Below are 12,035 nucleotides of genomic sequence, written 5' to 3'. Positions count from 1 at the left end.
CTCGCAGGGCGCCGGGCGGCTGCGCTGGCCGGTCGCCGGCAACCTGGCGCGACTGGCCGTCGCGGCCGTCGGCGGGGCAGCAGTGCTGCATGCGGGCGGCGGACTGGCCGGCGTCTTCGCGGCGCAGGCGGCGGCGCTGGCGCTGTACGGCCTCGTGAATGGGCTGGCGATTGCGGGCGGTGCGTGGTTCGGGCCGGTGCGCTGGCCGTGGCAGGTGCGGGCGTGAACTGCGACGGGCGCAGGTCTGCTATTGATTCGATAGCTGAATGCGAAGGCGCAGCGGGCGCTGGAGCCTCATAACCCTAAAAAAAAATCCTCATAGCACCGTGCCCGGCGCATCCCAGCTGCGCAGCTTGCCGGCAGCCATCCGGCCGATGCGGTCGGCCAGTGCTTCGGCTTCGCCTTCGTCGTGGGTCACCATCAGCGCGGTCTGGCCGGCATCGCGCAGGATGCTGCGCACCTCCCGCGCCAGCCGGGCGCGGGTCGCGGGGTCCAGGCTGGAGAAGGGCTCGTCGAGCAGCAGCAGGGCCGGCGACGGCGCCAGCGCACGGGCAAGCGCGATGCGCTGCTGCTGCCCGCCCGAGAGTTCGTGCGGATAGCGCGCCGCAGCGTCCGGCAGTCCGACCAGCGCCAGCAGCTCGGCCACCCGCCGCTGCTGCGTCTCCCGCGGCTGGCCGCGCAGACCGAAGGCGATGTTGCGGGCAGCGTCGAGGTGCGGGAACAGGGCGAATTCCTGGAACACCATGCCGACCCGGCGCCGCTCGGGCGGCAGATGGATGCCGTCGCCCGACAGCACGGCGCCCCCCAGCCGGATGCTGCCGGCCTGCAGCGGCTCGAAGCCGGCGATCGCCCGCAGCACGGTGGTCTTGCCGCAGCCCGACGGCCCGAGCAGGCAGCCGAGCGTGCCGGCAGGCAGGTCGAAGCTCACCCGGTCGGCGGCGACCTGCGGCCCCTGGGCCGCGCAGTAGACGACGCGCACGCCGTCGAGCGAGAGGGCCTGGGCGGTCGTGGCAACCGCCGTGGCGGCGGTGGGGGAGGCTGTCATGGGGTTCCTGTCTCCGGGGCGTGGCGCAGCTGCGTTCGCGCCAGCAGCACCACCGGCAGCAGCCCGGCGGCGACGATCGCCAAGGCAGCGATCGCGCCTTCCTCGTAGGTGCCGCGGGCAGCCTCGGCGTACAGCCAGGTGGCCAGCGTGTCGACATTGGCCGGGCGCAGCAGCAGCGTCGCGGGCAGTTCCTTCATCGCATCGACGAAGACGAGCAGCGCCGCCGAGGCGAGCGCCGGCTGCAACAGCGGCAGATGCACCCGGCGCAGCGTGCCGGCCGGCGTTTCGCCGAGCAAGCGCGCGGCCTGTTCCAGCGCGGGCGGAATGCGCGCCAGTCCGGCTTCCACGCCGCCGACCGGCATCGCCAGGAAGCGCAAAGTGCAGGCAGCCACCAGCACCACGCCCGCGCCCATCAGCGGCAGGCCGGGCAAGCCGAGCACACCGGCCAGCCAGCCGTCGGCCGCGAGCGCCGGCGTGAGCAGGCCGATGGCGAGCACCGTGCCCGGCAGCGCATAGCCGAGCGACGCCGCCCGCGAGCGCCAGCGCCCGGGTGCCGGCCCGCTGGTACCAGTGGCGCGGTCAGCCCAGGCGACGACCAGCCCGGCCGCGACGGCGCAGGCGGTCACGGTCGCGGCCAGCAGCAGCGTGTGGACCAGGCTCTGCCACAGGCCTGCCGACGTGCCACTGCCCTGCAGGAAGCGCCTTGCCGTCTCCACCAGCAAATAGAGCGCCGGCGCGACGAAGCCGAGCAGCACCGGCAGGGCCGCCGCCACGGTCGCGCTGGCCGCCCACAGCCCGCGCAGCCGCCGCGGCTGCAGGCCGCGCATGCGCTGCACCGAACCGAAGCGTTGCTGCCGACGGCCGTGACGCTCCAGCAGCAGCAGCGCCAGCACCGCGAACAGCATCGCGCAGGCGATCTGCGCCGCACCCGGCAGGTCGGATCGGGTGATCCAGGTGGTGTAGACCGCCACCGTCAGGGTGTGCACGCCCAGGAATTCGGACGCGCCGATGTCGTTAAGCGTCTCCAGCAGTGCCAGACTGAGGCCGACCGCGAGCGCCGGCCGCGCGAACGGCAGCACCACCCGCAAGAACACGCCGACGGGCCCTGCGCCGAGCGTGCGGGCCGCCTCCAGCAGATGCGCCGGCTGCGTCATGAAGGCCGCGCGTGCGGTCAGGTACACATAGGGATAGAGCACGCTGCCCAGCACGAACACCGCGCCGCCCATCGACCGCAGGTCGGGCAGCCGGAAATCGCGCGGGCTGTCGTAGCCGAGCAGCCAGCGCAGACCGGTCTGCACCGGGCCAATCGGGTGCAGCAGGTCGAGGTAGGCGAAGGCGACGATGTAGGTCGGCATCGCCAGCGGCAGCAGCAGGGCCCAGTGCAGCCAGCGCCGGCCGGGGAAGTCGAACGCGGTCACCAGCCAGGCGGTACCGGCGCCGACCACCAGCGTGACGCTGCCCACGCCGGCCAGCAGCAGAGCGGTCTGCCGCGCAGCATCGGGCAGCACATGGCCGACGAGATGCGACCAGTGGGCCAGATTCGCACCCGCGGCCAGCCAGACGAGCGACACCACCGGCGCCAGGGCCGCCAGCGCCACCAGCGCAGCACCCGCGCGCCACGCCGGGCCGACGACGGACAGTCCGCGCGTCACGACACTGCCGCCCGCACCGCGTCGGCACGGCAAAGGGCAGGTCGGAGGAGCGCCAAGCGAAAAATGCCGACACCGCGCAGACCGCACGGCCCGGCCACGCGACCGGTCACCGGTCGAAGCCGACCTTGTCGATCAGGGCGCTCGCCTGCTTGCGGTGCTTGGCGATCTCGGTGAGCGGCAGGCTGTCGATCTTCGGCGTGCCGATCGACTGGGCGATGATCGGGTCGATCGCGACGCCGGCCCGGACCGGGTATTCGTAGTTCGCCTCGGCATATAGCGCCTGGGCCGGCTCGGACACCAGGAATTCGAGCAGTTTGACCGCGTTGGCCCGCTGCGGCGCATGGCGCGCCACCGCGGCGCCGCTGATGTTGACGTGCGTGCCGCCGCTCTTGGAGAAGGTCGGCCGCACCACCTGGATCGCGTCGCCCCACTTGCGGGCGTCGGTGCCTTCCTTCGACGCCTTCATGTGGCCGACGTAGTAGGAGTTGGCCAGCCCCACGTCGCAGATGCCGCCGAGGATGTCGCGCGCCACGTCGCGGTCGCCGCCGGTGGCCTTGCGCGCCAAGTTCGCCTTGACGCCGCGCAGCCATTCTTCCGCCTTGGCTTCGCCGTCGTGCGCGATGAGGGCAGCGACGAGGGCGGTGTTGTAGGGATGCTGGCCCGCGCGGATGCAGACCTTGCCCTTCCAGCGCGGTGCGGCCAGATCCTCGTAGCGGAAGTTGGCCAGCTTGAGCTTCGGCTCCGCATACAGCACGCGGGCGCGCATCGACAGCGCGAACCACTGGTTGTCGCTGCCGCGCAGCGGTGCCGGAATGGCGGATTGCAGCGCCTGCGACTGCACCGGCTGGGTCACGCCGCCGTCCACCAGGTCGATCAGGTTGCCGACGTCGACCGTCATCAGCACGTCGGCCGGCGACCGGGCGCCCTCGGCCTTGACGCGCTCCAGCAGGCCGTCCTTCACGAACACGGTGTTCACCTTCACGCCGGTCCGGGCGGTAAAGGCCGAGAGGAGCGGCTGGACCAGCCCGGCTTCGCGGGTGGTGTAGAGGGTGACTTCTTCCGCGGCCTGGACGGCGGCGGGCAGGGCAGCGGCGGTACCGGACAGCACGAGGGCGAACAGGGCGCGGCGGGGAGCGGAGAGGCAACGGGTCATGGGAAAAAGCAACAAGACTGAAAGCCGGCGTCGGGGCCGGGAGGGACCGCCCGTCGTAGCTGTTATCCCTGGAATGGACGGGTTGGATGCGAACGATTATCGATGACGATTCGCATCCTCCTCGTGGAAAACCGTGCGATGCGCGGTGATAAGGCCGGAAATGCAAAAAGGCGCCGAAGCGCCTTTTTTTGTGCAGGGATAGTGGAAGCGTTTACCGGCCATAGGAGCGGTTGCCGCCGCTGCGGCCATAACCACCGCCGCCACCCCCACCGCCTCCACCCGAGCGCTTGCCGTAACCGCCGCCGCCACCACCGCCGCCGCCACGTCGCCCGCGGCCGACCATGCTGTCGACGCTGGTGCGCAGCGGATCCGGCTGGCCTGCGCCGCCGCCCATCGATTCGGCGCGGCGGTGCGCGACCACGTCGGCGTGCGACGGGCTCGGCGCATTGCCGTGGTGGCGCGGCTGGCGTTCTTCGCGCAGGTTGTCGTCGTGGAAACCGCCGCCGTGGCCGACCTGGGCCGGACGCGGACCCCGCGCCGGGCGCTGGCCGCCACCGCCGCCGTTACCCGCACCCTGGCGCGGGGCGCCGCCATTGCCGCCCTGGCGCGGCCCGGTGTTGCTGTGGCCGCCCCCGTTGCCGCCGGCGCGACCACCGCCGCCGCCCTGCGTGGCCTTGTTGTCGCGAATGCGCTGCATCATCTCGGTGCGGGCCGCCTTGGCGGCTGCCGCCATCACCTCGCGGCTCGGCGGTTTGCCGGCGCCGCCCCAGATCGTCTGGCGGCCCATCGCGATCGGTTCGGCCTTCTCGCCCGGCTCGGGACCGAAGCCGTCGATCACCTGGACCGGGATCTTCTGCTTGGTAAAGCGCTCGATGTCGTACATGAAGCCTTCTTCGTCCATGCAGACCAAGCTCACCGCCTCGCCGCTGGCACCCGCGCGGCCGGTCCGGCCGATGCGGTGGACGTAGTCTTCCGACACGTTCGGGATCTCGTAGTTGACGACGTGCGGCAGCTCGTCGATGTCGATGCCGCGCGCGGCGATGTCGGTGGCCACCAGGGCGCGGATCTCGCCGGTCTTGAAACCGGACAACGCCTGGGTGCGGGCCGACTGGCTCTTGTTGCCGTGCAGCGCCATCGCCTGGATGCCGTTCTTGGTCAGGAACTCGGCGACGTTGTTGGCGCCGAACTTGGTGCGGGTGAACACCAGCACCTGGCTCCAGTTGTGCTCGTTGATGATGTGCGCGAGCAGCGCCTTCTTCTTGCCGCGGCCGACCGGGTGGATCACCTGGGTGATGCGCTGGACCGTCGTGTTGGCCGGGGTCACCTGGATGCTCTGCGGGTTCTTCAGCAGGCCGTTGGCCAGCTCGCGGATCTCGTCGCTGAAGGTCGCGGAAAACAGCAGGCTCTGCTTGTCCTTCGGCACCAGGGCCAGTACCTTCTTCACGTCGTGGATGAAGCCCATGTCGAGCATGCGGTCGGCTTCGTCGAGCACCAGGAACTGCACCGTCGACAGGTCCAGGTTGCCCTGCTGCTGCAGGTCGAGCAGACGGCCGGGCGTCGCTACCAGCACGTCCACGCCGCGCTTGATGCGGTCGATCTGCGGGTTCATGCCGACGCCGCCGAAGATCACGGTGGAAGAAAGCTTCAGGTACTTGCCGTATTCGCGGACCGATTCCTCGACCTGGGCGGCGAGCTCGCGGGTCGGGGTCAGCACCAGGGCACGGACGCCCTTGTTGCCGAACTTGCTTTTCGGGGCCTCGGTGGCCTGCATGCGGTGCAGCAGCGGCAGTACGAAGGCGGCAGTCTTGCCGGTGCCGGTCTGCGCGCCGGCCAGCAGGTCGTGGCCCTCGAGCACGGCGGGGATCGCCTGGGCCTGGATCGGGGTGGGCGTGGTGTAGCCCTGTTCTTGAACGGCTTGGAGAATGGCAGGAGCCAGATTCAGTTCGTCGAAAGTCATGATGAAGTGCCCGTCCAGGGCACGGGGGGCATCGGCCTGCCGCATGCGTCGCGAGGAACGCCGGGCCAGTCGTAGGCAGATGAGGACCAGAGGCGGGAGCCGGAAGGCCTCGGAAATGGAGCCTTCTTCGTCCCCGGCAGGTTGCCGATGTCGCGGGTAACTGTGCCCGTCGACAGCGGCATTGTCGCACGACGAGGCCGCTACTGCTGGAACAGCACGCCGCTGCGCAGGTGCTGGGCGATGCGCTGTGCGGTGGCGCGCCGCACGCTGTACTGCGCGGGGTCGCAGCTGTGGCGCGGCTGCGAGAGGGTGAGTTCGCGCCATCCGCGCACCGTGTTGCCTTCGCGGACGTACCGCGCCTTGAAGGCGATGCCGTCCGGCCCAGTCTCGTCCACGTCCGCCGGAACGCGGGTGATGCGGTAGGCGGGATCGAAGCGCAGCTCGAAGTCCTCGCGCACCTGCGCCGGCAGGCAGAGCACTGGGTAGGTGCGCGATGCGGCGGCATGGTTGCCGATCGCCGCGCCCGCGTAGACGGGCAGCGCCAGCGTGGGATGCGCGCCGACCATGCCGGCGGTCGCATCGGGCAGCAGGTTGACGATCTGCAGCGAGGCGATGCGCAGCGATTGGCGCTGCACGTCGCGCTGCAGTTCGCCGAACTCCATCACGCCGCTGCCGCTGCGGCCGGCGGCCTCCAGCAGCTTGGCGGCGGCCTGGGCGCGCATCGGTGCGGGAATCGCCTGCAGCCGTGCCTGCAGCTGGGAGGCGGCGAATCCGGCGGTCTCGATATCTACCTGTCCGGTGGCGGTGCCCGTCTTGTCGATGGACAGCACGGTACGGGTCGCGGTGCGGTTGTCCTGCGGCGCGAAGGCGGGCGTGCGCATCTGCCGGCCGCCGCCGGCGAAGCCGACCGCGACCGGCTTGTCCGCGTCCTGTATCGGCAGGCGGCCGAAGGGCGTCTGCGCGGACGTGGGGTCGGCGAAGAGGTCCAGCGCCGGGATGTACACCACCACGTGGTTGAAGCCGACCGGCAGTTCCGGCAGCGTGTAGTCCGCACCGGTGTTGATCAGCGCCGGTACCGCGTCGATACCCGCTGCCCGCAGCAGCACCTGGGTCAGCAGCACATGGTCCTTGCAGTCGCCGTAGCGGTTCTTCAGGATCCAGTCCACGTCGTGCGGCACCCAGCCGCCGACGCCCAGGTACACCGCCACATAGCGGATGTTCTTGCGCACCCAGTCGTGTACCGCAGCAGCCTTGTCGGCGGTACCGCTCTTGCCTTCCACGATCTGCGCGGCGAGCATCCGTGCTTCGTCGCTGATAAGCGCTTTGCCGGATGCGGCGCGTACATAGGCGTCGGCCAGCTGTTCGGGGTTGCGCAACGTCGAGGCGAAAAGGCGCGGTGACCGGGAGCGCAGATCCAGCGGTGACTGGTCGATCACCGCAGGTTCCATCCGGCCGCGTACCTCCCACACCCGTACCGCGTCGTCTTCGCTCTGCTGCTCCACCACGTCGAGGCCGCTCGCGAAGACCTGCAGGTCCAGCGACCGCGGCGCCTCCAGCCGCGCCCGGAACGACTCGACCGCCAGCAGCGGCGGCAGTACCCGCTGGTATTCAGCCACGCCCGACAGGTTGGGCACATGGGTGGACATGCGGGCGCGCCAGAGCGTTCGGTCGCCTTTCTGTACGTCCGGGAAGGTGATCTGAACGAGATCCGCTCCCGGCCAGCTCGGGCCGTTGCCGCCGGACGCGACGCCGCGCTGCACCTGCAGCCCCGCGGTGCCGACCGGCAGCTTGCGGCCGTCGGCCTTGAGGGTATAGGCCTCGAGCACTTCGAAACGCTGCAGCGACCGGTTGACCATCTGCACGGCCTTCGTGGCAGCCTGCGCCCCTTCGACGGAAAGCGCCTCGTTTTCCGTGAGCGTTTCCAGGACCGTCGTGGCATCGGTGTTCACTTTCCACAGTGCCTCGCTGCGCACGATCTTGAGATGCCCGGCGACGGTCTGCAGCGCCTGGGCCGCAGCGGGACGAACCGCGTGCAGGGCAGCCACCACGATGGCGCACGCGAGAAAGGCACGGCTGTAGGTCATGGACGAGGAGGACGAACGATGGGAATGGGTTGGACGCACGCGACGAGGCGCGCGCAGGTTACCCGAGCGTCGAGGCGAAGTGCATCGATATGACAGGAGACGCAGGGGAAGCCGCGATAATCGTTCGTTTTTCGCGACGTGCTTGCCTTGCGCCGTACCGTCGCCCACCGATCCGCTTCTATTCACCGCCATGGCCCAATACGTCTACACCATGAACAAGGTCTCCAAGACCGTGCCGCCCAAGCGGCAGATCTTGAAAGACATTTCGCTGTCCTTTTTCCCGGGCGCCAAGATCGGCGTGCTTGGCCTGAACGGCTCGGGCAAGTCGTCGCTGCTGAAGATCATGGCCGGCATCGACAAGGAGATCGACGGCGAAGCGGTGCCGATGCCCGGCCTGTCGATCGGCTACCTGCCACAGGAGCCCAAGCTCGACCCCGATCACACGGTGCGCGAATCGGTCGAGGAGGCGATGGGCGAGGTCAACGCCGCCAAGAAGCGCCTGGAAGAGGTCTACGTGGCCTACGGCGAAGAAGACGCCGACTTCGACGCGCTCGCGGCCGAGCAGGGCCAGCTCGAGGCGATCATCGCCGCCGCCGGCACCGATTCCGAGCACCAGCTCGAGATCGCCGCCGATGCGCTGCGTCTGCCGCCCTGGGACGCCAAGATCGGTCTGCTGTCCGGCGGCGAGAAGCGCCGAGTGGCGCTCTGCAAGCTGCTGCTGTCCAAGCCCGACATGCTGTTGCTCGACGAACCCACCAACCACCTGGATGCCGAATCGGTGGACTGGCTGGAAGTCTTCCTGCAGCGTTTTTCGGGCACCGTGGTCGCGATCACCCACGACCGCTACTTCCTCGACAACGCCGCCGAATGGATCCTGGAACTCGACCGCGGCCGCGGCATTCCGTACAAGGGCAACTACACCACCTGGCTGGAGCAGAAGAACGCCCGCCTGGAAGGCGAGCAGAAGTCCGAGGAAGCGCACGCCAAGGCGATGAAGAAGGAACTGGAGTGGGTGCGCCAGAACGCCAAGGGCCGCCAGGCCAAGAGCAAGGCGCGTATCCAGCGCTTCGAGGAACTGAGCGATTTCGAATACCAGAAACGCAACGAAACCCAGGAAATCTTCATCCCGGTGGCCGAACGCCTCGGCAGCCAGGTGATCGAATTCCACAACGTCAGCAAGAGCTTCGGCGACCGGCTGCTGATCGACAACCTGAGCTTCACGGTGCCCGCGGGTGCCATCGTCGGCATCATCGGCCCGAACGGTGCCGGTAAATCGACGCTCTTCAAGCTGATCGCCGGCAAGGAGCAGCCGGACAGCGGCGAGGTCGTGATCGGCCAGACGGTGAAGATGGCCTTCGTCGACCAGCACCGCGACGAACTGGGCAACGACAAGACCGTCTGGGAAGACATTTCCGGCGGCCTCGACATCCTGAACATCGGCAAGTTCCAGATGGCCAGCCGCGCCTATGCCGGCCGCTTCAACTTCAACGGCCAGGACCAGCAGAAGAAGGTCGGCAACCTTTCGGGCGGCGAACGCGGCCGGCTGCACCTGGCCAAGACGCTGATCCAGGGCGGCAACGTGCTGCTGCTCGACGAACCGTCGAACGACCTCGACGTGGAAACCCTGCGTGCGCTGGAAGACGCGCTGCTGGAATACGCCGGCACCGTGCTGGTGATCAGCCACGACCGCTGGTTCCTCGACCGGATCGCGACCCACATCCTGGCCGCCGAAGGCGACAGCCAGTGGACCTTCTTCGATGGCAACTACCAGGAGTACGAGGCCGACAAGAAGAAGCGCCTGGGCGAAGAGGGTGCCAAGCCGAAGCGGGTGCGCTTCAAGGCCCTCGGTTGAGCGCCCGACGCGGCGGCGGGGCGCTACCATCGCGACGGCATCGCACGGCCTCCGTTACCACCGCGTCATGAATTTCACCGCCGATCCTTCCGCCGCAGTCCATCCGGTCTTCGACGCCTGCGTGGATGCGGCGCTGTCGCACGCCGGTCCGCTGATGCGCGGGCTGGTCGCGGCGGTACGGGACATGCTCTACCAGCAGTCGCGCCAGCAGGCGTCGGCGACCGGCGGCGGCGTCCTGTCGGAAGCCCGCAGCCTGCTCGGCCGGCACGGCGCCGGCCTGGTCGAGGATTTCCCGGAGGCGCTCTGCGCGGCGATGGCCGGTGTACGGTCGCCGATCGCGCAGCAGGACGGGGAAGAAAACGACGACGACGACGACCGGCCCGCCGCCCTGCGGGCACGACGCACCCTGGCGCATGCGGTGGCCGATACGCTGCCGGTCTTCACCGCCCTGATCTGCGCGGCCCGCGGCCTGGCGGTGGCGGACGACGATCAGAATCCGCTGCGGCCCGAGGTGTACCTGCAGGCCCTGCAGATCGCGGTCGACCGGGTCGGGGTGCCGGCGAAGGTCCAGCGGATCTGGCTGGAGCATTTCTGCGCGGCGCTCGGTCCGCAGCTCGCATCCGAATACACGCATCTTGCCGACAGCCTCCTCGCGTCGGGCGTGGTGCCGGCACCGCTGCCGACGCCGGATGCGTGGGTCTCCGGCGCACCGGCGCAGCCTGAGCCGCCCGCCGCTGCACCCGCGCCGGCGCCCGCACCGTTGCTCGACGAGCTGGATTTCGACTTCGCGCTGGAGCCGATGACGCCGCAGCCCGAGGTCCGGGACACCGACCCCGAAGGGGTGGCGGGCATTCCGCCCGTGCAGGCCGATGAGGCGCCAGTCGACGAGCGGGCGGCCCTCACGCAACGCATCGCGGCCGACATCGCGGGCTGGCCTGAAATGCGCGAGGTGACCCCTGCCGTGCGGGACTTCGTGCTGGGCCCGTGGTCCGAGGTGATCGCGGCATCGCACCGGAGCGCCGATGCCGGGTCGCTCGACCGCGACGGCTACTACGCGCTGGTGCGGCCGCTGTTGTGGAGTGCGCGGCCGGAGGCGGGCCGCGCCGACGTGGAGCGGCTGGTCGGCCTTGTGCCGTCGCTGCTGTCGCGGCTGCGGGCCGGACTGCGGACGATCGACTATCCGCCGGCGGCCGAGGAAGCGTTTCTGAAGGAACTGGGGGAGCTGCACCGCATCGCCACGCGTGCGCCGGGCAGTTCGTTCCGGCCGCGCCAGGAAGCGCGGGAGGACGGCACACCGGCCGCCCGCAAAAGCGCACCGCTGGCGGTCGCACCCGCCCCGGCGCCCGTGCCCGCGGCTGCGTCCGATGTGCTGAGCACCGGCGCCTGGATCGAGTCGCTGCAGCGCGGCCACTGGATCCGCATGCAGTTGAGCTGGGTCAGCCCGCGACGCAGCCTGCTGCTGTTCACCGCCGACGACGGCAGCACCGAGTCGATGACCCGCCGCTCCTGCCTGCAGCGCATGGCCGAGCGGCGGCTGCGCATCCTCCCGGACTTCGACCTCGACCTGCCGGGCGCCTGAGCCTGGTCGGCCCGGTCCGCCGGTTCAGCCGGCCTGCAGTGCGCGGGCGTGGTGGGCCAAGTGGTCCGCCATGAAGGTCGATACGAAGTAGTAGCCGTGGTCGTAGCCCGCATGGCGTCGCAGCTGCAAAGGCTGACCGACGGCGGCGCAGGCGTCCTCCAGCGCTTCGGGGCGCAGCTGCTCCGGCAGGAATTTGTCCGCCAGGCCCTGGTCGACCAGAATGCCGCCGGGGTAGGGGACTGCGGTTTGCGCACGCATCAGCCGTGCGGCATCGTGGGCATGCCAGCGGTCTGAGTCGTTGCCGAGGTAGCCGGAGAAAGCCTTCCGGCCCCACGGCACTTCGGAGGGAGCGCAGATGGGCGCGAAGGCCGAGACCGAGCGGAACCGGCCCGCATGGCGCAGCGCGAGCGTCAGTGCACCATGACCGCCCATCGAATGACCGAAGATGCCGATGCGCTCCCCATCGACCGGGAGCGCTGCCGCGACTGCCGGCAGCAACTCGTCGAGCAGGTAGCGCTCCATGCGCCAGTGCCGCGACCAGGGCGCGGCGGTCGCGTCGAGGTAGAAGCCTGCGCCCACGCCGAAGTCCCAGTCGTCCGATTCGCCCGGCACCTCGGCGCCGCGCGGACTGGTGTCGGGTGCGATCAGTGCCAGGCCGTGCTCCGCCGCACAGCGCTGGGCGCCGGCCTTGTTCGGAAAGGTTTCCTCGTTGC

Annotated in this window: 8 protein-coding genes and 1 pseudogene; 3 read left to right on the top strand and 6 right to left on the bottom strand. The window is 69.9% G+C overall.

Going from position 1 to position 12,035, the window contains the following annotated elements; translation table 11 throughout:
• Positions 1 to 226: pseudogene (locus QZ500_RS15840) on the top strand (MATE family efflux transporter); the annotation flags it as partial.
• 90 nt (positions 227 to 316) lie between these two features.
• Here QZ500_RS15840 and QZ500_RS15835 read toward each other — a convergent pair.
• From QZ500_RS15835 to QZ500_RS15815, 5 genes are all read right to left on the bottom strand, one after another.
• The gene (locus tag QZ500_RS15835) at positions 317 to 1,045 is read right to left on the bottom strand and encodes an ABC transporter ATP-binding protein (protein WP_295856435.1); all 729 of its coding nucleotides are present in this window, start codon (positions 1,043 to 1,045) and stop codon (positions 317 to 319) included.
• On the bottom strand, positions 1,042 to 2,697 hold the full coding sequence (locus tag QZ500_RS15830) for an iron ABC transporter permease (protein WP_295856433.1): 1,656 nt from the start codon (positions 2,695 to 2,697) through the stop codon (positions 1,042 to 1,044). The genes QZ500_RS15835 and QZ500_RS15830 overlap by 4 nt, the downstream gene beginning before the upstream one ends.
• A 106-nt stretch (positions 2,698 to 2,803) precedes the next feature.
• A complete protein-coding gene (locus QZ500_RS15825; protein WP_295856431.1) occupies positions 2,804 to 3,850 on the bottom strand; it encodes a Fe(3+) ABC transporter substrate-binding protein in 1,047 nt (348 codons plus the stop codon).
• Between the two features lie 211 nt (positions 3,851 to 4,061).
• The gene (locus tag QZ500_RS15820; protein ID WP_295856428.1) at positions 4,062 to 5,807 is read right to left on the bottom strand and encodes a DEAD/DEAH box helicase; all 1,746 of its coding nucleotides are present in this window, start codon (positions 5,805 to 5,807) and stop codon (positions 4,062 to 4,064) included.
• A gap of 200 nt (positions 5,808 to 6,007) precedes the next feature.
• Positions 6,008 to 7,891 carry a DUF3857 domain-containing protein gene (locus QZ500_RS15815; RefSeq protein ID WP_295856427.1) on the bottom strand — a complete coding sequence of 628 codons (1,884 nt, stop codon included), beginning with the start codon at positions 7,889 to 7,891 and terminating at the stop codon, positions 6,008 to 6,010.
• Between the two features lie 190 nt (positions 7,892 to 8,081).
• On the opposite strand from QZ500_RS15815, the gene ettA reads away from it, so the two are divergent.
• Both ettA and QZ500_RS15805 read left to right on the top strand, forming a co-directional pair.
• Positions 8,082 to 9,743: an energy-dependent translational throttle protein EttA gene (ettA, locus tag QZ500_RS15810; protein WP_295856425.1), complete on the top strand. Its 1,662-nt coding sequence runs from the start codon at positions 8,082 to 8,084 to the stop codon at positions 9,741 to 9,743.
• 67 nt (positions 9,744 to 9,810) lie between these two features.
• On the top strand, positions 9,811 to 11,322 hold the full coding sequence (locus QZ500_RS15805) for a DUF1631 family protein (protein WP_295856424.1): 1,512 nt from the start codon (positions 9,811 to 9,813) through the stop codon (positions 11,320 to 11,322).
• A gap of 24 nt (positions 11,323 to 11,346) precedes the next feature.
• On the opposite strand, the gene fghA is transcribed toward QZ500_RS15805, so the two are convergent.
• Positions 11,347 to 12,035: S-formylglutathione hydrolase (gene fghA / locus QZ500_RS15800; RefSeq protein ID WP_295856423.1), on the bottom strand; the 689-nt coding region annotated here is incomplete at its 5' end.

The sequence above is a fragment of the uncultured Xylophilus sp. genome (assembly GCA_913776965.1).
Lineage (GTDB): Bacteria > Pseudomonadota > Gammaproteobacteria > Burkholderiales > Burkholderiaceae_C > Xylophilus.
Note: the sequence above shows the minus strand (reverse complement) of the source record. Positions and strands in the feature narration are given on the sequence as shown.